25 protein-coding genes are annotated in these 26,162 nt (G+C 54.7%); 1 reads left to right on the top strand and 24 read right to left on the bottom strand.

What is annotated here, in order from left to right; genetic code table 11:
- Window positions 1-2: 2 nt before the first annotated feature.
- The 10 genes from leuD to B5D20_RS00355 all read right to left on the bottom strand — a co-directional run bounded on the left by leuD (window position 3) and on the right by B5D20_RS00355 (window position 12,917).
- Window positions 3-503 (bottom strand): 3-isopropylmalate dehydratase small subunit, encoded by a 501-nt coding sequence (gene leuD / locus B5D20_RS00310; RefSeq protein WP_078664223.1) that lies wholly within the window; start codon window positions 501-503, stop codon window positions 3-5.
- A 1-nt stretch (window position 504) separates the two neighbouring features.
- The gene (gene leuC, locus B5D20_RS00315) at window positions 505-1,767 is read right to left on the bottom strand and encodes a 3-isopropylmalate dehydratase large subunit (RefSeq protein WP_078664224.1); all 1,263 of its coding nucleotides are present in this window, start codon (window positions 1,765-1,767) and stop codon (window positions 505-507) included.
- 3 nt (window positions 1,768-1,770) lie between these two features.
- Window positions 1,771-3,327, bottom strand: a complete 1,557-nt coding sequence (locus B5D20_RS00320) for a 2-isopropylmalate synthase (RefSeq protein WP_242946584.1) — start codon at window positions 3,325-3,327, stop codon at window positions 1,771-1,773.
- Window positions 3,324-5,024 carry a biosynthetic-type acetolactate synthase large subunit gene (gene ilvB / locus B5D20_RS00325; RefSeq protein WP_078664226.1) on the bottom strand — a complete coding sequence of 567 codons (1,701 nt, stop codon included), beginning with the start codon at window positions 5,022-5,024 and terminating at the stop codon, window positions 3,324-3,326. The genes B5D20_RS00320 and ilvB (B5D20_RS00325) overlap by 4 nt, the downstream gene beginning before the upstream one ends.
- Window positions 5,025-5,063: 39 nt before the next feature.
- Window positions 5,064-6,056 carry a ketol-acid reductoisomerase gene (ilvC, locus tag B5D20_RS00330; protein ID WP_078664227.1) on the bottom strand — a complete coding sequence of 331 codons (993 nt, stop codon included), beginning with the start codon at window positions 6,054-6,056 and terminating at the stop codon, window positions 5,064-5,066.
- A 2-nt stretch (window positions 6,057-6,058) separates the two neighbouring features.
- Window positions 6,059-6,571, bottom strand: coding sequence for an acetolactate synthase small subunit (gene ilvN, locus B5D20_RS00335; RefSeq protein ID WP_078664228.1), 513 nt, complete (start codon window positions 6,569-6,571; stop codon window positions 6,059-6,061).
- A gap of 5 nt (window positions 6,572-6,576) precedes the next feature.
- Entirely contained in the window at window positions 6,577-8,247 is a 1,671-nt protein-coding gene (gene ilvB, locus B5D20_RS00340) for a biosynthetic-type acetolactate synthase large subunit (protein WP_078664229.1), read from the bottom strand.
- 7 nt (window positions 8,248-8,254) lie between these two features.
- On the bottom strand, window positions 8,255-9,916 hold the full coding sequence (gene ilvD / locus B5D20_RS00345) for a dihydroxy-acid dehydratase (RefSeq protein WP_078664332.1): 1,662 nt from the start codon (window positions 9,914-9,916) through the stop codon (window positions 8,255-8,257).
- 22 nt (window positions 9,917-9,938) lie between these two features.
- Window positions 9,939-10,838 (bottom strand): branched-chain-amino-acid transaminase, encoded by a 900-nt coding sequence (gene ilvE, locus B5D20_RS00350; protein WP_078664230.1) that lies wholly within the window; start codon window positions 10,836-10,838, stop codon window positions 9,939-9,941.
- A 711-nt stretch (window positions 10,839-11,549) separates the two neighbouring features.
- Window positions 11,550-12,917, bottom strand: a complete 1,368-nt coding sequence (locus tag B5D20_RS00355) for an MFS transporter (RefSeq protein WP_078664231.1) — start codon at window positions 12,915-12,917, stop codon at window positions 11,550-11,552.
- Between the two features lie 93 nt (window positions 12,918-13,010).
- Between B5D20_RS00355 and B5D20_RS00360 the strand changes: the two genes are divergently transcribed.
- A complete protein-coding gene (locus B5D20_RS00360) occupies window positions 13,011-13,163 on the top strand; it encodes a DUF1540 domain-containing protein (RefSeq protein ID WP_078664232.1) in 153 nt (50 codons plus the stop codon).
- Window positions 13,164-13,195: 32 nt separating this feature from the next.
- Here the strand turns inward: B5D20_RS00360 and B5D20_RS00365 are convergent, their stop codons facing one another.
- The 14 genes from B5D20_RS00365 to B5D20_RS00430 all read right to left on the bottom strand — a co-directional run bounded on the left by B5D20_RS00365 (window position 13,196) and on the right by B5D20_RS00430 (window position 26,162).
- Window positions 13,196-13,741, bottom strand: coding sequence for a beta-class carbonic anhydrase (locus B5D20_RS00365; RefSeq protein ID WP_078664233.1), 546 nt, complete (start codon window positions 13,739-13,741; stop codon window positions 13,196-13,198).
- A gap of 21 nt (window positions 13,742-13,762) precedes the next feature.
- Window positions 13,763-14,740: a sodium:calcium antiporter gene (locus tag B5D20_RS00370; RefSeq protein ID WP_078664234.1), complete on the bottom strand. Its 978-nt coding sequence runs from the start codon at window positions 14,738-14,740 to the stop codon at window positions 13,763-13,765.
- Window positions 14,741-14,940: 200 nt separating this feature from the next.
- Window positions 14,941-17,028: a molybdopterin-containing oxidoreductase family protein gene (locus B5D20_RS00375; RefSeq protein ID WP_078664235.1), complete on the bottom strand. Its 2,088-nt coding sequence runs from the start codon at window positions 17,026-17,028 to the stop codon at window positions 14,941-14,943.
- Between the two features lie 6 nt (window positions 17,029-17,034).
- Entirely contained in the window at window positions 17,035-17,349 is a 315-nt protein-coding gene (locus B5D20_RS00380; RefSeq protein ID WP_078664236.1) for an ArsR/SmtB family transcription factor, read from the bottom strand.
- A 13-nt stretch (window positions 17,350-17,362) separates the two neighbouring features.
- Complete coding sequence (gene arsB / locus B5D20_RS00385; RefSeq protein ID WP_078664237.1) at window positions 17,363-18,418, bottom strand: ACR3 family arsenite efflux transporter; 1,056 nt, start codon at window positions 18,416-18,418, stop codon at window positions 17,363-17,365.
- Window positions 18,419-18,529: 111 nt separating this feature from the next.
- Window positions 18,530-19,066, bottom strand: a complete 537-nt coding sequence (locus B5D20_RS00390) for a hypothetical protein (RefSeq protein ID WP_078664333.1) — start codon at window positions 19,064-19,066, stop codon at window positions 18,530-18,532.
- A 2-nt stretch (window positions 19,067-19,068) separates the two neighbouring features.
- Window positions 19,069-19,251 (bottom strand): hypothetical protein, encoded by a 183-nt coding sequence (locus B5D20_RS00395; protein ID WP_078664238.1) that lies wholly within the window; start codon window positions 19,249-19,251, stop codon window positions 19,069-19,071.
- 185 nt (window positions 19,252-19,436) lie between these two features.
- Window positions 19,437-20,300, bottom strand: coding sequence for an agmatinase (gene speB, locus B5D20_RS00400; RefSeq protein WP_078664239.1), 864 nt, complete (start codon window positions 20,298-20,300; stop codon window positions 19,437-19,439).
- A 9-nt stretch (window positions 20,301-20,309) separates the two neighbouring features.
- On the bottom strand, window positions 20,310-21,137 hold the full coding sequence (gene speE, locus B5D20_RS00405; RefSeq protein ID WP_078664240.1) for a polyamine aminopropyltransferase: 828 nt from the start codon (window positions 21,135-21,137) through the stop codon (window positions 20,310-20,312).
- A gap of 75 nt (window positions 21,138-21,212) precedes the next feature.
- Window positions 21,213-21,809: a metallophosphoesterase family protein gene (locus B5D20_RS00410; RefSeq protein WP_159071812.1), complete on the bottom strand. Its 597-nt coding sequence runs from the start codon at window positions 21,807-21,809 to the stop codon at window positions 21,213-21,215.
- Window positions 21,787-22,878: a CotS family spore coat protein gene (locus B5D20_RS00415; RefSeq protein WP_078664242.1), complete on the bottom strand. Its 1,092-nt coding sequence runs from the start codon at window positions 22,876-22,878 to the stop codon at window positions 21,787-21,789. The genes B5D20_RS00410 and B5D20_RS00415 overlap by 23 nt, the downstream gene beginning before the upstream one ends.
- Window positions 22,878-23,921, bottom strand: a complete 1,044-nt coding sequence (locus B5D20_RS00420) for a CotS family spore coat protein (RefSeq protein WP_159071811.1) — start codon at window positions 23,919-23,921, stop codon at window positions 22,878-22,880. Before B5D20_RS00420 ends, B5D20_RS00415 begins: the two co-directional genes overlap by 1 nt.
- Window positions 23,922-23,988: 67 nt before the next feature.
- The gene (locus tag B5D20_RS00425; RefSeq protein WP_078664244.1) at window positions 23,989-25,470 is read right to left on the bottom strand and encodes a sensor histidine kinase; all 1,482 of its coding nucleotides are present in this window, start codon (window positions 25,468-25,470) and stop codon (window positions 23,989-23,991) included.
- Window positions 25,467-26,162 carry a response regulator transcription factor gene (locus B5D20_RS00430; RefSeq protein WP_107753053.1) on the bottom strand — a complete coding sequence of 232 codons (696 nt, stop codon included), beginning with the start codon at window positions 26,160-26,162 and terminating at the stop codon, window positions 25,467-25,469. The genes B5D20_RS00425 and B5D20_RS00430 overlap by 4 nt, the downstream gene beginning before the upstream one ends.

Raw genomic sequence — 26,162 nt, forward strand, 5'->3', positions numbered from 1 at the left:
CCCTACGCCTCCTTCCCCAGCCGGCGGCGGGTATAGTTGATGAGGCCTCCAGCCTGGATCAGTTCCTGCATGAAAGGCGGATAGGGGGTAGCCTGGTAGGTAGCCCCGGTGGTGAGATTGGTGATCACCCCGGTATTCAAATCCACTTCTACCTCCTGGCCTTCCTCAATGGCCGCAGCCCCTTCCGGGCTTTCCAGGATAGGCAGGCCGATATTGAAAGCATTGCGGTAGAAAATGCGGGCATAGGACTGGGCGATCACACAGCTGACTCCCGCTGCCTTGATGGCAATGGGGGCATGTTCCCGGGAAGAACCGCAGCCGAAGTTTTTCCCGGCCACGATGATATCCCCGGCCTGCACCTTGCCCGGGAAGGTGGGGTCAGCATCCTCCATCACGTGTTTGGCCAGCTCTGCCGGTTCGGAAGTATTGAGATAGCGGGCAGGAATAATGGCATCAGTGTCGATGTCATGACCGAATTTCCAGGTGCGTCCACGCAGTTTCATCCTACAATACCTCCTCAGGTGCCACAATTTGCCCGGCGATGGCGGAAGCGGCAGCCACAGCCGGACTGGCCAGATAGACTTCACTTTCGGGGTGGCCCATACGGCCTACGAAGTTGCGGTTGGTGGTGGCCAGAGCCCGTTCCCCTTTGGCCAGAATACCCATATGGCCGCCCAGACAGGGACCACAGGTGGGGGTGCTGACAGCGCATTCCGCTTCAATAAAGGTCTTGATCAGCCCTTCCGCCATAGCCTGCTGGTAAATGGCCTGGGTGCCGGGGATAACGATACAGCGCACCCGGGGATGGACTTTCTTGCCTTCTAAAATGCGGGCGGCAATGCGCAGGTCCTCAATGCGGCCATTGGTACAGGAGCCGATTACCACCTGGTCGATTTCCACCGTGCCCACCTGGCTGATGGGGCGGGTATTTTCCGGCAGGTGGGGGAAGGCAACAGTAGGCTCTATGGCCGCAGCATCGATATCGATTACTTTATAATACCGGGCATCGGGGTCACTCTGGTAGACCTGCCAGGGCCGCTTTGTCCTGCCCTGCACATATTCCAGGGTCTTCTGGTCCGGAGCGATTATGCCGTTTTTGGCCCCGGCTTCAATGGCCATATTGCACATGGTGAAACGGCCATCCATGGAGAGGTTTTCAATTGCCTCACCGGTGAATTCCATGGCCATGTAGCGGGCTCCATCCACCCCGATCAGGCCGATAGTATGCAGAATCAGGTCCTTGCCGCTGACCCAGGGCCGCAGTTGACCGTGGTAAACGAACTTGATGGTTTCCGGCACCCGGAACCAGATTTCCCCCAGGGCCATGGCCGCTGCCAGGTCGGTAGAACCGACCCCGGTGGAAAATGCCCCCAGGGCGCCATAGGTACAGGTATGGGAATCGGCCCCGATCACCACATCTCCGGGCCCTACCAGCCCCTGTTCCGGCAGAAGACAATGCTCAATCCCCATCCGTCCTACTTCAAAGTAATTGGTCAGGCCCTGCTCCCGGGCGAATTCCCGCACCAGTTTGGCCTGTTCCGCTGACTTGATATCCTTGTTGGGAGTGAAATGGTCGGGTACCAGAGCGATCCGCTCCGGGTCAAAAACCCGTTCCACCCCGATTTTCCTGAATTCCTTGATGGCTACGGGAGCGGTGATATCATTGCCTAATACCAGGTCCACCCTGACATTGATCAATTCCCCGGCCTGTACCTGCTCCCGGCCGGCATGGGCAGCCAGTATTTTCTCGGTAATCGTCATTGCCATGTCTTAAACACTCTCCCTTACCTGTTCTCCATTGACCAGTCCCAGGGCCCGCTCGTATTCCAGTTTGTTGAGAGCATCCACATAAGCCCGGGCCGATGCCTCCAGCACGTCGGTGGACAGGCCACGGCCGACGAAGATTTTGCCCTTTTCATCCTTGAGGCGGACAGTTACTTCCCCCAGGGCATCCTTGCCGCCGGTAACAGCATTGAGGGCATAGTGGACCAGACAGCCGGTATTGCCGGTCAGTTTATCAATGGCCTTGTAGATGGCATCTACCGGCCCATCGCCACAGGCCGCTTCTTCCAGCCGTTCTCCGGCCCGCGTCAATACAACTGTTGCAGTAGGTACCACTGCACTGCCGCTGGAAATATGGAAGTATTCCAGAGTATAGGTTTCCGGTACCCGCAATATTTCCCCTTCGACTATGACCAGCAGGTCTTCGTCCGAGATTTCCCCCTTGCGGTCAGCTAGCTCCTTAAAGCGCTGGAAGGCCTGTTCCAGCTGTTCTCCTTCCAGCTGGTAGCCCAGTTGTTGCAAACGATCCCGGAAAGCATGGCGTCCGGAATGTTTGCCCAGGACGATGGTGTTTTTGTGCAGCCCGATCAATTCCGGGTTCATAATCTCATAAGTGGCCCGGTTTTTCAGCACCCCGTCCTGGTGAATTCCCGACTCATGGGCAAAGGCGTTTTTGCCCACCACCGCCTTGTTGGGCTGGACTTTCATTCCGGTGAGAGCGGAAACCAGGCGGCTGGTACGATAGATCTCCTCGGTGACAATCCGGAACTCCTTCTGGAAAATGGAGCGCCGGGTGTAGAGGGCCATGACGATCTCTTCCAGAGCGGCATTGCCCGCTCTTTCTCCAATACCATTGATGGTGCATTCCACCTGCTGGGCTCCGGCCAGAATGGCAGCCAGGGAATTGGCTACCGCCAGGCCCAGGTCATTGTGACAGTGGACGGAAAAAATTGCCTGGTCCCGGTTGGGTACTTTTTCCCGCAGTTCCCGGATAAAGGCCCCGAATTCTTCCGGTGTAGCATAGCCTACCGTATCGGGGATATTGACCACCTTCGCCCCCGCATCGATCACGGCAGTTACCACCTGAGCCAGGTAGTCGATGTCACTGCGGAAGGCATCTTCCGCCGAAAACTCCACGTTGGGGGTATAACGACAGGCATATTTGACCGCCTCCACCGCCTGGGCCAGCACTTCCTCCCGGCTTTTCTGCAATTTGTACTGGAGATGAATATCCGAAGTGGCGATAAAGGTATGAATGCGCGGTTCTTCCGCCTCCCTGATGGCTTCCCAGGCCCGGTCGATATCCAGCTGGTTGGCCCTGGCCAGGGCAGCGATAGTCGCTCCCCTGATTTCCCGGGCGATAGCCTGGACAGCAGCGAAATCGCCAGGGGAAGCGATGGGAAAGCCGGCTTCAATCACATCCACCCCCAGCCGGGTCAGCTGGCGGGCGATCTCCAGTTTTTCCTTTATATTCAAACTGACACCCGGGGATTGTTCCCCGTCGCGCAAGGTAGTATCAAAAAAATAGATGCGATTACTGCTCACCCGTTCCATTCCTCCTTACTGGTTATGGCTTCTTCCAGACCACAGCCGCCCAGCACCATGGGGTAGACATTTTCCCGGCCGCAGACGGATATATCAACAATTACCGGCCCTTTTTCCGTCAATGCTTCTTTAAGTATCGCTTCCAGTTCTTCCCTGCGGTTGATGCTGTACCCCCGGGCGCCATAACAGCGGGCAAACATGGCAAAGTCCGGCTGGCCAGTATAATCCACGCCCAGATAGCGGCCGCCACAGTAAAATTCCTGCAGCTGCCGCACCATGGCCAGCTGCCGGTTATTGAGCACAATCACCTTTACCGGCAGGCCCTGTTCCACCGCTGTCCCGAATTCATTCATGGACATCTGGAAACTGCCATCCCCGGTGATGAGAATCACCTTTTCCCCCGGCCGCCCCATTTGCGCTCCCACCGCTGCCGGCATGCCATAGCCCATGGTGCCCAGGCCACCGGAGGAGAGGAAGGAGCGGGGCCGGTTGACGGGGAAATGCTGGGCCGCCCACATCTGGTGCTGGCCCACATCGGTGACGATAATAGCTTCTCCTCCCGTCAGGCGATAGAGGGCCTGGATTACTTCCCAGCCCTGGATCTGGGCCTGAGGACAGCCTTTTTCCCGGGGGGTAGGCAGGGGATACTGCCGCTGCCACTGGCGGATTTGCGCCAGCCACTCCTCCCGGGACGCCACCGGCTCCAGACGGGGAAGCAGATCCTGCAGGACCAGGCGCACATCGCCGACGATGGGTACATCCACCCGTACATTCTTGCCGATTTCCGCCGGGTCGATATCGATATGGATAATCCGGGCCTGAGGAGCGAATTTCTCCACCGCTCCGGTCACCCGGTCGTCGAAACGGGCGCCCAGGGAAACCAGGACATCACAATTTTGCACCGCCAGGTTAGCGCTTTTCCAGCCATGCAGGCCCAGCATGCCCAGAGCCAGGGGATGCCCGCCAGGAAAGGCCCCTAACCCCATCAGGGTGGTGGTCACCGGTGCCTGCAGCTTTTCCGCCAGGGCTACCAGTTCCGGCTGGGCGCCGGCATGGATGGCCCCTCCTCCCACATAGAGCACCGGCCGCTGGGCCTGGTTTAAGAGTTCAGCGGCCAGCTTGACCTGGCGGGCATTCCCCCGGTAGGTGGGTTTATAGCCCTGGGGGCGAAAATCTTCAGGAATAGCGAACTCTATTTCCTGTTCCTGCACATCCCGGGGAATGTCGATCAGCACCGGGCCCGGCCGGCCGCTGCGGGCCAGGTAAAAGGCCTGCTTGACAATGCGGGGCAGGTCCTGGGCGTTTTTGACCAGGTAATTGTGTTTGGTAATGGGAATGGTTATTCCCGTAATATCCACTTCCTGAAAAGCATCAGTACCTACCATGCCGGTAGATACCTGCCCGGTGATCAGCACCACCGGGATGGAATCCATATAGGCATTGGCTATACCTGTCACCAGGTTGGTGGCTCCGGGACCGGAAGTGGCCAGTACCACTCCCGTTTTTCCGGTGACCCGGGCATAACCATTAGCGGCATGGACCGCCCCCTGCTCCTGACGCACCAGTACGTGTTTGATCCCCTTCCCGTACAGGGCGTCATAGATGGGCAGCACAGCCCCGCCGGGATAGCCGAAGATGATTTCTACCTCTTCCAACTCCAGGCATTTAATCAGGGCCTGAGCTGCCTTCATTTTCATCAAAACCCCTCCTGTATCTGCGAAAACCCCTCTTACTGCTTACTTTTTCAACCAGGGCATCATGGCCCGCAATTCCCGGCCGACCTGTTCGATCAGATGGTTTTGTTCCTTGTTCTTGATGGCATTGTAGACAGGGCGGTTGGCCTGGTTTTCCAGAATCCACTTTTTGGCGAATTCGCCATTCTGGATTTCGGCCAGTACCCGCTTCATTTCCTGCCGGGTTTCTTCGGTAATAATGCGCTTGCCGGTCATGTAGTCACCGAATTCAGCCGTATCACTGATGGAATAGCGCATCCAGCTCAGGCCGCCTTCATAGATCAGGTCCACAATCAGTTTCAGTTCATGCAGGCACTCAAAATAGGCCATTTCCGGAGCATAACCCGCTTCCACCAGAGTATCGAAACCGGCCTTGATCAGCTCGGAAACCCCGCCGCAAAGGACCGCCTGTTCCCCGAAGAGGTCGGTTTCCGTTTCTTCCTTGAAGGTGGTTTCAAATACCCCGGCCCGGGTGCAGCCAATCCCTTTAGCATAAGCCAGAGCCAGGTCTTTGGCCTGTCCGGTAGCATCCTGATGGATGGCGATCAGGCCCGGTACCCCCCGGCCTTCCTGGTACATGCGACGCACCATGTGGCCAGGGCTCTTGGGCGCTACCAGGAAGACATCCACATCAGCAGGAGGCACAATCTGACCATAGTGGATGTTGAACCCATGGGAGAACATCAAGGCCTTGCCGGCGGTCAGATGGGGGGCGATTTCCTCCCGGTACAGTTTGGCCTGGGTTTCATCGGGAGTGAGAATCTGGATAATATCCGCCTGAGCCGCCGCTTCCGCCGGAGTGGCCACCTTCAGTCCAGCCGCCTCTGCTTCTGCCCAGCGGGCACTGCCCGGCCGCAAGCCGACTACTACCCGTACTCCGGATTCATGCAGGTTCAGAGCCTGGGCATGGCCCTGGCTGCCATAACCGATCACAGCCACGGTCTTGTTTTTCAATAACTCCAGATTGGCATCCTGATCATAATAGCACTTTACCATTCTCAATCTTCCTCCTTTATGTCTGCTGTTGTAGTTTTCTGGCCCCGCAGCATGGCGATTTTGCCGGTACGCACCAGTTCCCTGATCCCAAAAGGCCGCAGGGCGTTTTCCAGAGCATTGATTTTGCCCTCATCCCCGGTAGCTTCGATGGTCAGGGTCTTGCGCCCGATATCCACAATGCGGGCCCGAAAGATATCGACGATTTGCATGATTTCTCCCCGCACCTGCTGGTCGGCGGCATTGACCTTGATCAGCATCAGCTCCCGGTCCACATAATCCTCGGAAGAAATATCCTTGATCTTCAGCACATCCACCAGCTTGTGCAATTGCTTGGTCACCTGTTCTAAAACCAGGTCATCTCCCTCCACCACAATGGTCATGCGGGAAATGCGGGGGTTTTCCGTTCTGCCCACGGTGAGGGAGTCAATATTGTAGCCCCGGCGGCTGAACAGGCCCGCTACCCGGGTCAGCACCCCGGGATTGTTTTCCACCAGCACCGCTAAGATATGGCGCATATCCCTCACCCTCCAATCATTTTGTGCAGTGCCCCGCCCGGCGGTACCATGGGCAGGACATTTTCTTCCCGGTCAACAACGATATCCACCACTACCGGACCCGGAGTCGCCAGGGCGGTAGCCAGTACCTCCGGCACTTCTTCCGGCCGGGTGGCCCGCAGGCCTTTGGCTCCATAGGCTTCGGCCAGTTTGATAAAATCCGGGGCCCAGCTCATATCCACTTGAGAGTAACGCCGGTTGTAGAAGAGTTCCTGCCACTGCCGTACCATACCCAGATAGCCGTTATTGAGGATAACCACCTTGACCGGCAGGTTGTACTGGACAGCGGTGGCCAGCTCCTGGCTGTTCATCTGGATAGAGCCATCACCAGCAATATCGATGACCACATGGTCGGGGCAGGCCACCGCCGCTCCAATGGCAGCGGGCAAACCAAAGCCCATGGTGCCCAGCCCACCGGAGGTAATCAGGCTGCGGGGCTCGGTAAAGGTGAAATACTGGGCGGCCCACATCTGATTCTGTCCCACCTCAGTAGTGATTTTCACCTTCATGCCCCTGGTCTGGCGCCGCAGCTCCTCTACCACATACTGGGGCTTGATCCCTTCTCCTTCTTTGCTGTAGCGCAAAGGATGGTTTTCCTTCCAGGCTTCCACGGTGGCCAGCCAATCCCCGGGAGCCCGGGCTACCAGTTTGCTGTTCAGTTCAGACAAAACCCGGCCGACATCACCAACAATGGGCACATCCACCCGCACATTTTTGCCGATTTCCGCCGGGTCGATATCGATATGGATGATCCTGGCCCCGGGGGCGAATTCCTCGATTTTGCCGGTCACCCGGTCATCAAAGCGGCAACCGATGGCAATCAGCAGGTCACAATGGCTGACGGCAAAATTGGCTGCCACGGTACCATGCATGCCCAGCATCCCCAGGAAGAGAGGATGGTCTCCGGGAAAAGCCCCCAGCCCCATCAGGGTGGTAGTCACCGGCGCCTGAATCAATTCCGCCAGTTCCAGCAGATGTCTGGCAGCTCCGGAAGCGATCACCCCACCCCCGGCATAGATCACCGGCTTGCTGCTTTCCTGGATCAGCCGTACAGCCTGGGCAATCTGTTCCGGATGCCCATCATAAACTGGTTTGAAGCCCGGCAGGCAGATTTTTTCCGGATAGCGGAAATGGCCTTTAGCTGCCATAATATCCCGGGGCAAGTCGATCAGCACCGGGCCCGGCCGCCCTTCCCGGGCGATTTTGAAGGCTGCCTTGATAGTAAAGGGCAGATCCTCCAGGTTTTTAACCAGAAAGGAGTGCTTGGTTATGGGCAAGGTGATGCCGAAAATGTCTGCTTCCTGAAAGGAATCCTTACCGATTAGCCCCGTGGCTACCTGGCCGGTGAAAGCCACAATCGGTATGGAATCCATATAGGCGGTAGCCAGACCGGTAACCAGGTTGGTCGCTCCCGGCCCGGAAGTGGCCAGACAGACCCCCACTTTGCCGGTGGCCCGGGCGTATCCGTCAGCAGCATGGGCTGCCCCCTGCTCATGGCGAACCAGGATATGGCAAATATTAGAATCAAAAAGGGCATCATAGATATTCAGCACTGCCCCGCCGGGATAACCGAAAATATGCTCTACACCCTCGGCCTCAAGACATTTGACCAGCATCTGGGCTCCTGTCATTTCCATTCGCTTTTCACCCCTTCACAACCGCCCCGCCCGCCGCTGAGCCTACCAGTTTGGCATAGCGGGCCAGGTAGCCGGTTTTGACCTTCGGCTCCGGTGGCTGCCATTTTGCCCGGCGCCGGGCCAGTTCTGTTTCATCTACCAGTAAATCCAACCGGCCTGCTTCTATATCAATGGCAATTAAGTCCCCTTCCTGGACCAGAGCAATGGGTCCCCCTTCCGCTCCTTCCGGACTAACGTGACCGATAGAAGCCCCCCGGGTGGCTCCGGAAAAACGACCATCGGTAATCAGTGCCACCTCTTTATCCAATCCCGCTCCGGCCACCGCCGCTGTGGGAGTCAGCATTTCCCGCATACCGGGTCCGCCTTTCGGCCCTTCATAGCGGATCACCACCACATCTCCCGGCCGAATTTGCCCGCCGAGAATGGCCTTAACCGCCGCTTCCTCTCCGTCAAACACCCGGGCCGGACCGGTATGTTTCAGCATCTCCGGAGCCACGGCTCCTTTCTTGACCACTGCTCCCTGGGGAGCCAGACTGCCTTTCAGCACCGCCAGTCCCCCGGTGGCCTGGTAAGGACGATCCCAGGGCCGGATGACTTCTTCATCCAGCACCCTGACCCCCTCCAGGTTGGCCGCCATGGTCCTGCCTGTTACCGTCAATACCTCTGTTTCCAGCTTGCCCTGGGCAGCCAGCCGGCTCATCACCGCCGGGATACCGCCAGCCCGGTGCAGGTCCTCCATATGGTAAGGGCCAGCAGGGCTCAGCTTGCAAAGCTGGGGAATCTCTTCATTAAAACGATTGACATCATCCAGCTCAAAGGGCACTCCCGCCTCGTGGGCAATAGCCGGCAAATGCAAAAGGGTATTGGTGGAACAACCCAGGGCCATATCCACTTTCAGGCCATTGCGGAAAGCCGCCGCAGTCATAATATCCCGCGGCCTGAGATTCCGCCGCACCAGTTCCATGATCTGCTTTCCTGTTGCCTTGGCCAGCCGCAAACGGGCTGCCATCACCGCCGGGATGGTGCCATTGCCCGGCAGGGCCATCCCCAGCACTTCCGTCATGCAATTCATGGAATTGGCAGTAAACATGCCGGCACAGGAACCACAACCCGGACAGGCTCCTTCTTCCAGTTCCTCTAGTTCGGCTTCGGTCATGCGACCATTAGCCACTGCCCCTACGCCCTCGAACACCGTGGAGAGGGAAACGGCCTGACCTTGCCAGCGTCCAGCCAGCATCGGCCCCCCGCTGATAAAAATGGCGGGAATATTGAGGCGAGCCGCCGCCATCAGCATTCCTGGCACTACCTTATCACAGGAGGGAATCAGCACCAGTCCGTCCAGGGCATGAGCTTCTGCCATGATTTCCACCGAATCGGCGATCAGCTCCCGGCTGGCCAGGCTGTAGTGCATGCCCTTATGGCCCATGGCCAGCCCGTCACAGACGGCAATGGCCGGAAATTCCACCGGCAGTCCCCCGGCCATCCTGATCCCGGCCTTGACCGCCTCGGCAATGGTATTGAGATGCATGTGTCCGGGTACAATTTCATTGTGGGAGTTCACTACCCCGATAATGGGACGCTGCAATTCTTCCCCGGTATAGCCCATCGCCTTCCAGAGCGAACGATGGGGCGCCCTTTCCAATCCCGATTTGACCGCAGAACTGCGCAGTTGCACCCTGTTTCCTCCTCACTTAACCGACTTTTTCCGTAGCAGGTACGAAGATTTCCGGTCCATCCACTTCTGTCAGGGCCCGGAAGTCCTGCAGCAGCTGCTGGAACATGGGCCCGGGCTTGCCATCGCCGATTACCCGGCCATCCACTTTGATTACCGGAATCAGCTCTGCAGCGGTACCGGTAAGGAATACCTCATCGGCATTGAAAACATCATGCCGGGTAAAAACTTCTTCCTTGACGGTAATACCCCGCTGGCGGGCCAGCTGCATAACGACATCCCGGGTTATCCCCTTCAGAATCCCCAGATAAATGGGAGGAGTAATCAGTTCCCCATCCTTGACAATGAACACATTATCCCCGGTGGCCTCACAGACATAACCCTGGGCATTGAGCATCAGGGCTTCCAGCACCCCGGCCAGGTTAGCCTCGATTTTGGCATAGATATTGTTCAGGTAGTTCAGGGACTTCACCCGCGGATTACAGGCTTCAGACAGATTGCGGGGAGTGGGAACGGTTTTAACCTCCAGCCCCTTTTCATAAAATTCCTGGGGATAAAGAGTAATAGTAGCAGCAATACACATCACTGTCGGCCGCGGGCACTTGCGCGGATCCAGACCCAGGTCCCCCTTGCCCCGGGAAACCACCAGGCGGATATAGCCATCGCGGATATTGTTGCGGCGGCAGGTTTCCACCACCACTTCCGTCATTTCCTCTTTGCTGAGCGGAATGTCCAGCATGATGGTTTTGGCCGATTCATAGAGCCGGTCGATGTGCTCCTTCAACTTGAATACCCGGCCGTGATAGGCGCGAATGCCTTCAAAAACCCCGTCTCCATAGAGATAACCATGGTCGAAAACGGAAACTTTAGCTTCTTCCTCCGGTACGAACTTGCCATCCAGATAAATGATCAGACCCACAACAAATTCCTCCCCTCAAAAATTCTACAGCTCAAACCTCCTGTCTCCCCACCGCTCCCATCACCCCCATGTCTATCCAGGGGAGACAAATTTTGAATTTGTGTATAAATAAAACCCAAGCGGACAGACCCCACCAGTTCAATCTTGATCCAAGATCGAGTGGAACCTATCCGCTTGGGTCTTTTATCCCCACGGTGTAACGGCCAAAGCCGCCTGTACCGCTTGGTCACAGTCCCGCAAAGAACTTGCGGCGGAACCCTAGGTACACTTCCCTCGGTAATGCCTATTTACTTGTAAAAAAGCCTCTCTGTCCCGACAGGGACGAGAGGCTGAAGATGCCTTCCGCGGTACCACCCTGGTTGTTCCGGTCAAGCAAACCGGAACCCCTCTGTAGCCGGATAACGGCGGCTAACCCGGTACGGCCTACTGCCTGAGCAAGGGTTCGACCGACAGCTCAGGGGTGATCCCCGTCCGGGCCCGTGACACCGGTTTCCACCCTCCCGGCTCTCTTGCGTCCGTTCTCCCGACAGCCTTCCCCGTCGTCGCTTGTATAATGTATAACAGCTATATTTGTTAGTTATTGTACTAATGATGTCTGAATGTGTCAATACTTTTAGCGAAAATTTTAATGTTAAATTAATGTTAACTCACCACCCCAACGGGCTTGTCCGGCCTCTGAACGGTCGCTTTACCAGGGTGAACAGCTAAAACTTATCTGGCCCCCTCCTGTACCGCTTTTCGGCCCTGCATATTGATGACCAGACCCAGTATACTGATCAGGGCCCCTGTATAAAACACCCAGTCCATAGCCTGCAAAAAATCGTGGCTGAGCTTGTAGACGGTACCAAAGACAGACATGGAATAGGCGATCCCGGTAGCCATCCCCACATTGCGCATCAGGGCATTGATGCTGCCGGCAATCCCCAGTTTTGGTTTGGGAACAACTTCCATCATACTGCTGTTATTGGGGCTCTGGAACAGGCCCATACCCAGGCCCAGTACGGCCAGGTGCAGGAAAACCGCCAGCAGAGAGGAGTTTTTATTCAGAGTAGTCAAAGCCAGCAATCCGATGGTATTGACCGCCAGACCGGTATTGGTCAACCACTGATAGCCGAATTTGTCGGACAAACTGCCTGCCACCGGGGCCACAACTGCCATTACCACCGGAAAAGCGGAAAGAGCGATTCCGGCCTGAGCCGGGGAATAACCCAGTACCTGCTGGACATAAAAGGTCATAATCAAATTGGTGGAGAACAGGGAGATGAAAGAAATTAAACCGGTGATACCGCCATAGAAAAAGGGGCGGCGCTGGAACAGGGTTAAGTCGATTAAAGGACTGTCCATGCGGCGCATGCGGTAAAACAAAAAGATCAGGAGTGCCAGCCCCGCGCTACCAACAGCCAGCAAGCGAGGATCAGTCCAACCCAGTTTGTAACCTTCCGACAGAGCCCAGAGAAAGGCAGTTAAACCGGTAACCAGCAGCACTGCTCCCAGGCGGTCAAAGGTTTCCCCCCGGCTCAGTTCTTCTTCCCGGGGTAAGTTGAAGATCGACCAGATGAAAGCTAAAAGTCCAATGGGTATATTGATATAAAAGATACTGGGCCAGCCCCACTGAGCCACCATTACTCCGCCCAGGGAAGGCCCGGTCATGCTGCCTGCCGAAACCACGGTACCGATTAGACCCAGGGCCCGCCCCCGTTCCTGGGGCGGGAAAGCTGCTGTAACCAGCCCCATGCTATTGGCCATTAACATAGCTGCTCCCACTGCCTGCAGGATGCGGGCCAGGATCAGGACCAGCAGGGAACTGGCCTGGCCACAAAAAAAAGAACCCAGGGAGAAAACCAGAAAGCCGCTGGCATAGACGCGCCGCCGTCCCCACAGATCCGCTGCCCGGCCAAATACCAGCAAAAGACCGGAAATAGTTAATAAATAGGATGTAACTGCCCACTGAATTTCTCCGATGGTTACACCTAAATCCCGGGCTATGGTGGGTAAAGCAACATTGACAATGCTGCCGTCGAGAGTGGCCATAAAAGTACCAAGAGCTACATTGGCCAGCACTAACCATTTTTTGCTCACAATTATCCCCTCCCCACACAATTATATCCTGAATAAAAGCAGAAAACAAATGAAACAATATGCCTGTAAATCTATAAGGGGAGGTGTAGAAAAATGGCCACTATTAAATGCAAAGTAGAAGAATGCACCTATTATGATAATGCTATGTGCACTGCCAATACCATCGAAGTAATGTCCACCGGTGATAAGCGGGTCTCTTCTTCTGATGGTACCATGTGCAATACCTTCAAGCCTGCCAACCGGTAAAGGCAAAAGCAGAGGCCAGACGGTCTCTGCTTTTACTCTTTATACCCATCCACTACCAGTTCCAGATGCCCGGTATCGGGACAGAATAAAAGGCCATGATAAGGAATATCTTTAGGCAAAAGCGGGTGATTGCGCAATCCTGCCACCACTTCTCGCACATGGCCGTGGTAATCTTCCCCGAAGCCCTGAAGCCAGGCAGCCAGGTCCACACCCTCCAGGTCTTCCGGCTTCACACCCCGGGCCAGCATGGCCTGCCGCATCCTGTCCGCATCCGGTTTGGCCATTCCGCAATCGAGGTGGGCGATTACCACCACCTCTTCTACCCCCAGCAAATAGATAGCCACGGCCAGGCTGCGTACCACATCTTCGGTTAAAATAGTACCGGCATTTTTGATAACCTTGGCTTCCCCCCGTTTTAAACCCAGGGCCGGCTCCAGCATTTCCACTAGCCGGGTATCCATACAGGAGAAAATGGCCAGTTTTTTGGCCGGCAACTTGCCCGCCTGCCGGGCTTCCCGCTCCTGTTCCCAGCGCTGGACAAATTCCCGGTTAGCTTCCAGGATTTCCCTTAACAACATGAACACCACCCCCTGCTGTCATTATATAATGGTCAGTACAAAAAGCAAATAAAAAATCGCAAACAAAAGGAGCAGCTGGCCTGGAATGCGGCCCTGGCGCCGCCGGTTCACCAGCCAGAGGACTAGAGCAGCCACCAGGGCCAGGCCGATACTGGTCAGCCCCTGTTGCCCCAGCTGCCAGTCGGTGAAAACCATACCAAAGGCCGGCAACAGGCTGCTCTGAAAGACCATCGCTCCTGTCATGTTGCCAGTGGCCATTACATCCTTATTCTGCCGCATCCAGATAATGCTGTTCAGTTTTTCCGGCAACTCGGTGGCCACCGGGGCGAGAATCAGGGCGACCAGCATAGGACTGAGGCCCAGCCAGACCGCTATTTCCTCTACTCCACTTACGAACAGTTTGGCCCCCAGGATAATCACCCCTAATGCCAGCACTACCTGCAAAATCACCAGCGGCTTGCCCGGTTCCGGGTTTTTGCGAGCCAGATAGAGAGGGGGACAGTGGCCGATGGCTTCACAGTCAGCCTGCAGGGTACGCCAGACATACCAGAAATAGCCCCCGGCCAGCACCAGAGCGATACCATATTTGGCCCAACCGGGCAGGAAAGCTGCGACTACCGCCAGACCGTAGAAGACCAGGAAGAAGCCCAGATCCCGGTTGAGCTGTCCTTTGTTGACTGCCACCTCAGTGCCTGTTTCCCGTCGCTTCCGGTAAACCAGAGCCCCGGTTCCCACCAGGGCCAGCCCCAGGGTGACCAGCATAAAGGGGGCACCCAGAATCGCCCCTACCCCAATATGATGCCCGGCTTCTCCCACACCAAATAAAATGGCTATCACCGGAATCATGCTTTCCGGTAAGGCTGTGCCGACAGCCGCCAGCACACTTCCCACTGCACTCTGGGACAGATTAAGCTTTTTGCCCAGCCACTCAATCCCATTGGTGAAAAGTTCAGCCCCAATTAAGATAATAATCAGTCCTCCCAATAACTGCCACAACATAACTATCCCCTCCTATCAACTTTATTATTAACAAAAATAGACCCTGCCTTTCCTTCTCAGGAAAGACAGGGTCTTGCTTGGCTCCATCAGCCAACAGAGCCGGGCCTAAACGGCCGGAATGACGACTCTGTTCACCGGGCAATTTGCCCGACAGCTACTCCCCCTGTGTATATGCTAAGTATAGTTTAGCAAGGGAAGGTTCATTTGTCAACCTTTCTTAGCCTAACCCGGCATTCCTTGAGAATAGCCTGACCGCTGCCTGCTTCTGCCGTACCGGCCAACAAACGATTTACGGCTGCCCCCCGCCCTTTAGCCCGACTGCCCAGGGCCCAGTGGCCAAAACCATGGGCCAGGCCTACCACCCGGGGATGGATACCTTCTGTAAGGAAAACCCCGCTCTCAATCCAGCCATACTCTGATTCTACCCGTACCCGGTCCTCCGGGCCAATACCCAGAGCTGCTGCTGTCTCGGGATGAATCCAGAGGGGGTTTTCCCCATAGGCTTGTAACAGAGCCGGATTGTTCTGGCTGCGGGTATGGGTATGCTGATACACTTTCCAGTTAACCATATAAAAGGGATAATCCTGATTGGGCAAAGTCCCTGGCGGCTGCCAGTCACAGCCCAGCTGGATGCGGCCGCTTTCAGTAGGAAAGGGCCGTTCCCGCCATTTCTCATAACGGGTCGGTCCCCGGTTGAATACCGCTCCCGGCAGGCTGGCCAGTTCCGACAAGGAAAGTCCACAGGCCTGTTTCACCTGCCAGTCCAGGTACTGCTGGTAAGAAAGGTCAAATCCGGATAAGCTCAATTTCCGGGCCAGTTCCAGAATCCATTCATATTCCGGCCAGATGCCGGACCGCGGCTCCACCACCGGCTGGCGCAAACTGAGGGAAGGAAAAGCCGTCCAGTTTACTGTCAGGTCATAACGTTCATAAAAATGAGTACCTGGCAGGACCAGATCAGCCAGCAGGGCCGTTTCAGACAGATAGACATCGCAAACAGCCAGAAAATCCAGGCGACGCAGGGCTGCTTCGCTTTTCTCCACATTGGGCAGGGATAGCATCAGATTCTGAAAAACCACCACTGCCGCCCGCGGCTGATAGGGCTGTCCGCTGAGAATGGCTTCCCGGGCTGCCACATAACTGCCGGACTTGTGGGCAAAGGGATAGGCTGCTCCTCGCCCATCGACAGCAGGACTGGCAATCTGCGGCCAGTTCGGTTGCGGAGGACGCCCCGTCAGTTTAAACCTTTCCGGCCAGAGCAATCCACCGGGGCGATCAATGGTTCCCAGCAGGGCATTGAGACAGGCCACCGCCCGGGTAGTTTCCATACCGTTACTGTAATGGCTGACACCACACCAGGCATCCACCACTACCCTGGGTGCATATTCGGCCAGCAGAGCAGCCAGTTCCTCAATTTTCCTTTCCTCCAGGCCGGTCAGTTCGGCAGCCCAGGCCGGGGTTTTGTCCTGCAGATAGACGGCGAATTCATCCCAGCCACTGGTGTATTGCTGGACAAAATCCCGCTGATATTTGCCATCCCGCCAGAGGATATGGCAAAGAGCCAGCACCAGGGCCCCATCGGTTCCCGGTCGCACTGGCAGCCAGTGACCGCGGCTGGCGGTTTTGCTCCTGACCGGGTCAGCCACAAACAGCCGGGCCCCCTGGTCCAGAGCCTGCTCCAGAGCTGCCGGCAAGTACATCCATTTCACTGCCTCCAGGGGGTTCCAGCCCAGCAGCAGAATGACCCGGGCCTGAGACAAATGGGCCAGCGGACGCTCTATGCCCAGAACCCGCAGAAATCCGGCCCGCCGACCGGCATCGCAGATATTGGTGTGGTTGAGGAAATTGGGAGTGCCATAGGCCCGGCAAAACTCCTCCTGAATGTGAATAAAGGAATGATCTTCACAAAACCAGAGCAGACTTTCCGGCCCATGTTCCCGCCGCAACTGCTCCAGCCGTTCCGCCAGTAGTGCGAGGGCCTCTTCCCAGCTGATGGTCTGCCACTGCCCGCTGCCCCGTGGCCCTTTGCGCAGAAGGGGCCGGGTAAGGCGTTCCGGATCCGCCCACTGCCGGGGAGCATGCACTCCTTTCAAGCAGACCCGCCCACCGCGCTGTTTTTGCTCCTGAAACTCCTCCCAGGTCAGGGCCACTCCGATCGGGTTTTCGGAATTGGGCTTGATTTTGACTACCTCCCCATCCCTGATGCCGGCCAGAATACCGGTCTGGCCGCCACAGCCATTGCAACAGGTAGGGATCCAGGTTAGTTCATCATCTTTGACCGCTTTCATGTTCTTTTACTCCTTTGGCTGACACCGGCTGGCAGGCCGGGGAGGTAGTGGTTCCCCGGTGACAAGCAGGCCCTGGATTTCTGCCGTCAGTGCCTGCACAGCCTCAGACTGCAAACGGTAATAACTCCAGCGCCCCTCTTTGCGATCCGTCACCAGTCCGGCCTGTCTCAGGATTTTCAGATGATGGGAGGCTGTTGGCTGACTCATCTCCAGATAATCCATGATTTCACAGACACACAGCTCTCCCCGGGCCAGCAGCCGGATAATCTGCAGCCGATTCTCATCCGCCAGGGCCCGCAGTTTTTCCGCCAGTTCTTTCATGGTTAGCCTCCTGTCAGATGCTGCTATCCTTTAAGCCATAATACTTTCTACCCCAGGCCAGAGCTACATTAACTAGAGCGATCATCACCGGCACCTCAATCAGGGGACCGATAACCGCTGTAAAGGCCTCTTTGGACTCAATCCCGAAGACAGCTACCGCCACCGCGATCGCCAGCTCGAAGTTGTTGCTGGCTGCGGTAAAGGACAGACTCACTGTCTTGCCATAATCAACTCCCGCCTGGCGGCTGAGGAAGAAGGAAACCGCAAACATAACCACAAAGTAAATCAAGAGGGGAACTGCAATGCGTAACACATCCAGAGGCAGTTCAATTATATATTTCCCCTTGTAAGTAAACATTACCACAATTGTAAAGAGCAAAGCAATTAACGCCAGGGGACTGATTTTGGGCACAAACTTTTTCATATACCATTCGGTACCTTTAGCCGGTTCCAGCAGGGTTCTGGTCAAAAACCCGGCCGCAAAGGGAATCCCCAGATAAATGGCTACCGATTTGGCTACCTCAGCCATGGAAATATGCACTTCATAGCCTTTAAGCCCAATCCAGGTGGGCAAGACGGTAATAAAAATATAGGCATAAACAGAATAGAACAGGACCTGGAAGATGGAGTTAAAGGCCACCAGAGCTGCCGCATATTCCGTATCCCCTTTGGCCAGGCTGTTCCAGACAATCACCATGGCGATACAGCGAGCCAGGCCGATGAGAATCAAGCCTACCATAAATGAAGGATAATCCCGCAAAAAGGCTACTGCCAGGATGAACATAAGCACCGGGCCAATCACCCAGTTCTGCAGCAAGGAAAGGGATAAGGCCTTACCATCCCGGAACACTTTACCCAGCTCCCGGTAATTTACTTTAGCCAGGGGCGGATACATCATCACAATCAAACCGATAGCGATAGGGATGGATGTGGTACCGACCGAGAGACTATCCAACCACTGCGCCAGTCCGGGAAAGGCCCAGCCCAGCCCTACTCCAAGCGCCATGGCCAGGAAAATCCAGAGAGTGAGGAAACGATCGAGGAGCGATAAACCCGATTTGGCACTCATGTTTAATAAGGCCTCCTTTATTTATATATTTAGATATGTTGATATGTTAATTATATTATATGTCAGGGGTGGGAAAAAAACAAGAGGACCTATCAGCGGTCCTCTTGTTGCTTAGTTAATTAAACGAATCATTTGAACTAAATTATCCAGTGGATCCTTCCGAAAAATCTTGAATCCATTTCGTGAATAAAAATCAATTAGCTTGGGCTTGTCCTGGCATTCTAAAAAAACAATCCGCCCACCTACTATTTCCTGTGCTCTTGAGATAACCGCGAGGGCATATTTCATTAACTTATCTCCGTTTATATCATCTTTATATAGATCATTTTTTCCCAGTTGACCAATTAAAAATGCAGGTATTTCAGTAATTAATCCGTCTCCTTTTCTTGAATAAAGCCCATCGAGTCTGCGAATCTGGGATACGCTGGTGCCTTCAGGTATTTTGAGCGACTGTAATGCCAGGGCAAAATATCCCAGGAGCTTAAATTCTCCTTCTAATAATGCCTCCTCATCAAAAACAAGGTATGTTCGGCTTTTTGCTTTTTTCTCATAAATAATTGCTTTCTCTTTAATAAAATTTTCAATATCACGATCTTTTGCGCATTTAAAAATAGAGATGACTTCCGATACTTTCTTTTCGGAAGCCATCCCTAAGAATTTTTCGAGAGGGATAAGCAACGTCTTAATATTTCTTCACCCCTTGCTATCTCCTCAGCAGAAGCCAGCTTCTTATTGACAGGTTTCACATCTTCAGACAAAAGTACATCAATCAGTTTTTCAATTGCTTCTGGTTCTCTGATAATAATATTCTTATCAAAAGATACAGTTGCCATAAAATCCACCTTCTATACTGAACACGTCCTTTGCTATTATTATATGCTTTATCCTTATAGAAGTCAAAAAAATTTACAAACTTACACAAAAAAACACCCGCATAATGCGGGCGTATAAAAGGTGGGGTGAAAAGTCATGTGATAAATCACACATATATATTATCATAAATTGTAATTAATGGCAACTATTTTTCCGTAAAAGCCAGCAGCGCTTCCCTGACGATTTTGGCCCCCAGCAGGGCGGTGCGTTCACTCTGGTCATACTGAGGCGCGATTTCCACCAGGTCAAATCCTACTACCTGCAATTCCTTGAGGGCGATAATGGCAGCCAGCATTTCCGCTGCCGATATGCCCCCCGGTTCAGCCGTGCCGGTTCCCGGCGCAAAAGCAGGATCAACCACATCGATATCCAGGGTCACATAGATAGACCGGTTTTGCAGCTGCGGTATCACCTTCTGCAGTGGTTCTAACACCTGGAAAGGATAAAAATTGGTTTTGGCCCGACCATAGGCAAATTCCTCCCGGGTACCACTGCGAATCCCGAACTGGTAGACATTCTGTGGCCCAATCAGTTCTGCAACTTTGCGCATCACCGTGGCGTGGGAATGGGGATTGCCCAGATAATCTTCCCGCAAATCGGCATGGGCATCAAAATGGATAACCGCCAGGTCCGGATAACGGCGGGCATATTCCTTGATAATGGGATAGCTGACCAGATGTTCGCCTCCGATGAAGAGAGGAAACTTGCCAGCAGTTAGCACTTCAGCAGTGACCTGTTCAATGATCTTAAGACTTTCCTCCACCTGTCCAAAAGGCAGGGCCATATCCCCGGCATCATAATAGCTGAGGTCAGCCAGGTCCCGATCCTGGTAAGGGCTGTATTCCTCGATTCCCCAGGATACCCCTCTTACCACTGCCGCCCCCAGCCGGGTACCAGGACGAAAAGAAGTGGTAAAGTCCATGGGAATGCCGATAATTACCGATTTGGCCTCGGCCCAGTCCCGGGTGGAACCCATGAAATCACTGATGCGTTCAACCTGTTTTAACATCCTGGCCACCTACTTCAGCAGCTCGGCGACAAAATTGGGCAGAGCAAAAGCTCCCTTGTGCACAGCCGCATTGTAGTATTTGGTAGGATATTGAGCGATATCCTCTTCTTTAACCGCGAGAGGATCATATTTTTTGCTGCCCATAGTAAAGGACCAGAGACCACTGGGGTAAGTGGGAATAGAAGCCAGATAAAGCCGGGTGATAGGGAAAATAGCGGATATGTCCTTGAAAACCCGGCTGATCAGATCAGCATTAAAAAAAGGAGATTCAGTCTGGGCCACCATGATACCATCTTCCTTCAGGGCCCGGTAAATGGAACGGTAGAAATCAGCGGCAAACAAACCAACAGCCGGTCCTACCGGTTCAGTAGAGTCCACCAGGATAATATCATAGTGGTTCTCATGTTCAGCGATATGCTTGATACCATCTTCCACCCGCACATCCACTTTCGGATCATCCAGGGCACAGGCGATTTCCGGCAGATATTTTTTGGAAGCCTCAATTACCTTGCCATCGATTTCCACCAGGGTAGCTTTCTGCACTCCGGGGTGTTTGATGATTTCCCGAATCGCTCCCCCATCACCGCCACCGATGACCATGACATTAGCGGGGTTTGGATGGGTATTCAGGGCTACATGGGAGATCATTTCATGGTAAACGAATTCATCCTTGATGGTAGTCTGGACCATGCCATCCAAAACCAGCATGCGGCCAAATTGCAGGGTATCGATCACCGCCAGATCCTGAAACTCAGTCTTTTCTGTATGCAAGGTCTGAGTGATTTTACAGGTAATACCAACATTTTCCGTCTGTTTTTCGGTGTACCATAATTCCATTTTTGCTCTGACGCCTCCTTGGTTAAATATAAGACATGAATATTATACCAAAGGAGGCTAAAAAATAAAGCAAAATTATTCAATTACCGGACCTTTTTTTTCTTTCGGTACCCCGAAGACCATTATTTCGGCCCGCAACTCTGCCGGTTGCAGATGAAGAAAGCCAATAGTGGACAAATAGCGGTTGCGATGGCCCATGCCCGGAGAAAAGAGCAGTACTGTCCGCTTTTCCTTTCTTCCCATGGGACTGGAAGGACGGAATACCACCTTGCAGGAATCCAGAATGGGCCGGTGACTATGGCCGAAAACGATCATGTCCAGAGGTTCTTCTTCCAGAAAAGGTTCCACTGCCAGCTGGTATAGATATTCCAGCTGCTGGCTCTTGTTCATGTGTACCCCCCAGAATTCATCCCCATGAATTAGCCCAAAACGGTAACCCGCCACTTCCACGATTTTTCGCCGTGGCAGGTCCAGGCCAAAGCGCTGGCAATCATGGTTGCCAGCTACTGCTTCCACCGGGGCGATGCGGGCCAGTTCCTCCAGGGTCTCCGGTTGTACTATGTCACCGGCATGAAAAATCATATCCACCCCCTGAATGGCAGTCAGTATACGTTCATTCAGTTTTTCCCGCCGGTCGCCCACATGGGTATCAGCCAGGACGGCGATTTTCACTGTCTGCTCCCTCCTTACCCAATCCATTTAGCCAGGGAATATATTCTTCCGTCAGGGGGACCTGGGGCAGCTGCTGGAGCAGAGCCTCCTTGTCCTCATGTCCCGCTACCAGGTCCAGCAATTTCCCGGCCCACTGACATTTATCCCTGGCACTTAGCTGGTCCAGCTGACGATAGTAGGCTTTGGCCAGCCGCCATTCCTTTTCCGGGAAAGTCAACAAGGCCGTCAACACTTCCACTTCCTCCCGGGTCATTTTTCTTTCCCGGTGATAACTTCTCAACATGGCAAAGGCCAGAGGCTGGGACCAGTAGTTGCGGCGCAGACTGCGGCGCAGTAGACGCCAGAGATCAACCACCGGCAAATCAACCGCCAGGGAATCAAAATCAATCAACCAGCCCTCAGTTTGACCTCCATTCAAGCGCAGGAGAAAATTGCGCATCGCTGTATCCCCATGGCAGAGAGGGGCCAGACCTTCCCGCTGATAACTTTCCACCAGCTGCTGGTAAAGGGAGTGCCGTACAGCCTCAACCGCCTCCCGGGCCATTTCCAGTAACCATTTTTGCCGGGATAACAGAATGATGCTAAACAGATCCCGGTTTCCCTCCTGCCGGGCCAGTTCCAGGGATTGCACCAGTTCCTCCTTTTTTTTCTCCAGTTTCCTGGGCCACTGCCCCAGCTTATCCTTGCCCTGGCCTACCCGGGCAGCAGGGAACTGGCAGGCCACCCGGTGGAACTGGCCCAGAACGCGACTCACCGCCAGCAGATCTCGTTGCCGGTAATAGCTGGGTTCCTCTCCATTGACCCAGGTAGTCAGCAGACAGGCCTTCTCTTGCGGTTGTACCAGCCATTGCCCCGTCCGAGTAGGCACCAGCCGGGCAAAACGGTTAAATCCAGCTGCCAGCAAATATTCCTGGGCCTCTACCAGCAGTTTCAATCGTTCCGGATTGCTACGACTAAACTTGCAGGCAAAAATCCCTTCCTCTGCCTCCACCCGCCAGGCTGACCGTACCGGAGTCAGTTTTTTGACCGTCAAACCCCACTCCTCTTTCAATAGTTTTTCCAGCTGCATCAGGCCACTCCTCCCCCGCGATAACTGCGCAAACCAAAGTAACGGCCAAACTCTGCCAGGAAATAATGCTTTTCCCCCCGCTGGCGCAAGAGATCTTCCATTCGGAGCAGAAAATCATTCTGGCTCCAATCCCGTTTTTCCCGGTAGTAACGGTTGACCAGCCGCCAGTAACGCTGGGGAAAAAGCAGAAATGCCTGCAATACCTCGATTTCCTCCCGGTTCAGGCTGCGGGCCTGGTTGTAGGCGGCCAGAATCAGACGGGCCTGGTTAAATTTCCAGTGATACCGTCGCATGCTTCGATCCAGCAAACGGGCCACATCGGCAATATGCAGGTCATAACGGGCATAATCAAAATCAATCAACCAGCCTCTCCCCTCTGCATCGATCAGGAAGTTGCGAGCGGCCACATCCCGGTGAATAAAAGTCCTTTCCCGGGCCGACCAGCTGGCCAGGCTGCGATAGGCACTGCCCTGCAGCATGGTAATGGCCTGCTCCCCCTGCCGCAGGTAATCATTGACAGAATTCAGGAAAAGGCGGTCAAAGGGGGTAAGTAAATCGCGTTTTCGTACCAGGTCGCGAAATTCCTGCAGTTCCTGCCAGCGTTTCTCCCAAACCCGGGGCCAGCGCTGCCACATGGCTTTTCCGCCCCCATCTCCGCTGGGCTTGAGCTGGCTGGCTTTCTGGTGAAACTCACCCAGCACCCGGGCCGCTGCCGTCAGATGGCTCTCCTTGCTGAACCGGCATTTTTTGCCTTCCACCCAGCCAGTAGCGATAAAGGTCAAGGAGCCGATTTGAACATAAGGCTGCCCGGCCAGGGTGTAGAGAGGCGGAGCCAGCCGCTCAAACCCCCGGCGAAACAGCCAGTCCTGCAAGAACCAGAGGAACTGGATGCGCTCCGGTTTCATGTCGGTAATTTTCAGAGCCAGGGCACCGCTGGCATAATCCACCCGGTACACATCCTCCTGCAACCTGGTCACCAGCACCGGTTCCACCCCATAGGCCTGGCAGGCCAGCCGCAGCGCTCGTCCCGTTTCCACAGCCATAATACTGCCTCCCTCCCGGTCATACAGCATCATATGCCGGAAAAGGAAAAAAGGTGTAGGCCCTTGCCTACACCTTAGCGGGCAAAAAGATCTGAAATTCGGTACCTTTGCCCTCTTCGCTCTCCACCTTGATACTACCTCCATGGGCCTCCACAATGGAACGGGCAATAGCCAGTCCCAGGCCTGTTCCGCCCCGCCCCCGGGTGCGGGCCTTGTCCACTTTGTAGAACCGCTCAAAAATATAGGGGATATCCGCTGCAGGAATGCCATAACCACTATCCCTGACCTTGATTTTCCAGCCATCTGCTTCCGGCTCAGCCAGCAGGGTCACCTGTCCCCCGGCCGGCGTATGACGCAGAGCATTATCCGTCAGGTTGATCAGCACCCTGGTCAGCGCATCATAATCTCCGGTCAGCGGAGGCCCTGGCTGCGCCTCCACTTCCAGACTAATCCCCTGTTCCTGGGCCCAGGGGCGAAACTTCTGGGCCACCCCGGCCAGCAATTCTTCTACCTGTATAGGCTCCATGCGCAGGGGAGCCTGTCCCGCCTGATAGCGGGCCAGATCCAGCAGTTCATTGACCAGACCTTGCATCCGTCTGGTTTCGTCCATAATCACTGCCAGTAATTCCTCCCGGGCTGCCTCATCTGCTGCTAGCCCTTCCTGCAAGGCCTCAGTGTAACCCTGAATCAAAAACAGCGGGGTGCGCAGTTCATGGGACACATTGGCAATAAAATCCCGGCGCATTTTTTCCAGCCCCTCCTGAGCCTGCCGGGAACGTTCCAGTTCTTCCCCCAGCTTGTTCAGAGTCTGACCCAGCCGCCCGATTTCATCCTGGGAACTGATTTCCACCCGGCGACTGAAATCTCCTTTAATCATGGCAATGGCCACTTCAGTAATAGCCAGCACCGGAGTAGTAATCTTGCGGCTCATCAACAGCCCCAGAACGGTGATTAAAGCCACCGCCCCCATGGCAGTAGCGCTTAACAGCAGCCGTACCTGCAAGATGGTTTCTGTTATAGGCGCAACCGGTACATAAGCAAACACCCCAACCCGCTGCAAACTGGTATTACGGCCGCCCCGCCAGGGCCCCATGCCGGGCATGACACTAACCGGCAACTCCACCGGCACCAGGACCATCAACAGAGTCTGCCGTTGACCGGGGATATTGCCCTGTTTAATCAATATCCGTCCAGCGTCCAGGGCCTCCAGTTCTTCCTGGCTCAGGCGCGCTCCCCGGGAGAAATGTTCCGGGTTGGAACATCCCATTACCACACCATGAGAGTTGGTAATACCAATGGTCGAGCCATCTTCTTTACTGAGGATTTCCGCATAGGTATAGGCTTTGGCCCAGTCCCCTTCCTCAGCCAGTACCTTGCCAACCTGCAGGCTGCGATTGATTAAATCCCGGGCCTGCCAGTTAAAATAGAACTGTTCGAACATGGAACTCAGAACCAGGCCCAGGATAATCATTACTCCGACAAACAACAATACCATGGAAAGCCAGAGCTTGACAACGATACTTTCTCTCAGTTGCTTGAGCCAGGTCATTTCTTCACCTCAAACTTATAGCCCACACCCCAAACGGTGACCACATAGCCTGCTACTTCAGTGCTGATTTTCCCCAGTTTCTCCCGTACCCGTTTGACATGGGTATCCACGGTACGCAAATCGCCAAAATAATCATAGCCCCAGACTTTTTCCAGCAGCTGCTCCCGGGTAAATACCCGCCCCTGATGCCGGGCCAGGAAATGGAGCAAATCATACTCCAGGGGCGTCAGGGCAACCTCCTGCTGATCCACCAGGATTTTCCGGCTCTCCGGCAAAATGGTAAGGCCAGGAAAACTCAGCCCTTTTTTTTCGCCCTCCACTGGACTTGAGCCCAGGCTGCGCCGCAAAAGGGCTTTTATGCGCAGCACCAGTTCCTTGGGGCTGAAGGGTTTGACTACGTAATCATCAGCTCCCAGTTCAAAACCATGAATCCTTTCCTCTTCTTCCCCCCGGGCCGTCAACATGATAATCGGAACCTGGGATTGGCTGCGAATCTGCTGACAGGCCTCCCAGCCGTCCATGACCGGCATCATCAGATCCAGTACCACCAGGTCCACCCGTTCCTTTCGCACCAGCTCCACTGCCTGCTGGCCGTTTTCCCCCTCCAGGACTTCCAGTCCTTCTTTTTCCAAAAACAACCTCAACATCCTTCTGATCCGCTCTTCATCATCTACCACCAGTACTCTCGCCAT

The sequence above is a fragment of the Carboxydocella sporoproducens DSM 16521 genome, from assembly GCF_900167165.1.
In the GTDB taxonomy this organism is placed as follows: domain Bacteria; phylum Bacillota.

Bases quoted from the DNA above. Each gene is read 5' to 3' on its own strand.
- B5D20_RS00365 (WP_078664233.1), bottom strand. From the start codon at position 13,741: ATGTTGTTAAGGGAAATCCTGGAAGCTAACCGGGAATTTGTCCAGCGC.
- ilvC (WP_078664227.1), bottom strand. From the start codon at position 6,056: ATGGTAAAGTGCTATTATGATCAGGATGCCAATCTGGAGTTATTGAAA.
- B5D20_RS00390 (WP_078664333.1), bottom strand. From the start codon at position 19,066: ATGGCTTCCGAAAAGAAAGTATCGGAAGTCATCTCTATTTTTAAATGC.
- B5D20_RS00425 (WP_078664244.1), bottom strand. From the start codon at position 25,470: ATGACCTGGCTCAAGCAACTGAGAGAAAGTATCGTTGTCAAGCTCTGG.
- arsB (WP_078664237.1), bottom strand. From the start codon at position 18,418: ATGAGTGCCAAATCGGGTTTATCGCTCCTCGATCGTTTCCTCACTCTC.
- speB (WP_078664239.1), bottom strand. From the start codon at position 20,300: ATGTTAAAACAGGTTGAACGCATCAGTGATTTCATGGGTTCCACCCGG.
- B5D20_RS00415 (WP_078664242.1), bottom strand. From the start codon at position 22,878: ATGCAGCTGGAAAAACTATTGAAAGAGGAGTGGGGTTTGACGGTCAAA.
- B5D20_RS00370 (WP_078664234.1), bottom strand. From the start codon at position 14,740: ATGTTGTGGCAGTTATTGGGAGGACTGATTATTATCTTAATTGGGGCT.
- leuC (WP_078664224.1), bottom strand. From the start codon at position 1,767: ATGGCAATGACGATTACCGAGAAAATACTGGCTGCCCATGCCGGCCGG.
- speE (WP_078664240.1), bottom strand. From the start codon at position 21,137: ATGGAATTATGGTACACCGAAAAACAGACGGAAAATGTTGGTATTACC.
- B5D20_RS00395 (WP_078664238.1), bottom strand. From the start codon at position 19,251: ATGGCAACTGTATCTTTTGATAAGAATATTATTATCAGAGAACCAGAA.
- ilvN (WP_078664228.1), bottom strand. From the start codon at position 6,571: ATGCGCCATATCTTAGCGGTGCTGGTGGAAAACAATCCCGGGGTGCTG.
- leuD (WP_078664223.1), bottom strand. From the start codon at position 503: ATGAAACTGCGTGGACGCACCTGGAAATTCGGTCATGACATCGACACT.
- ilvB (WP_078664229.1), bottom strand. From the start codon at position 8,247: ATGGAAATGACAGGAGCCCAGATGCTGGTCAAATGTCTTGAGGCCGAG.
- B5D20_RS00380 (WP_078664236.1), bottom strand. From the start codon at position 17,349: ATGAAAGAACTGGCGGAAAAACTGCGGGCCCTGGCGGATGAGAATCGG.
- B5D20_RS00360 (WP_078664232.1), top strand. From the start codon at position 13,011: ATGGCCACTATTAAATGCAAAGTAGAAGAATGCACCTATTATGATAAT.
- B5D20_RS00430 (WP_107753053.1), bottom strand. From the start codon at position 26,162: ATGGCGAGAGTACTGGTGGTAGATGATGAAGAGCGGATCAGAAGGATG.
- ilvB (WP_078664226.1), bottom strand. From the start codon at position 5,024: ATGAAAATGAAGGCAGCTCAGGCCCTGATTAAATGCCTGGAGTTGGAA.
- B5D20_RS00375 (WP_078664235.1), bottom strand. From the start codon at position 17,028: ATGAAAGCGGTCAAAGATGATGAACTAACCTGGATCCCTACCTGTTGC.
- B5D20_RS00420 (WP_159071811.1), bottom strand. From the start codon at position 23,921: ATGGCTGTGGAAACGGGACGAGCGCTGCGGCTGGCCTGCCAGGCCTAT.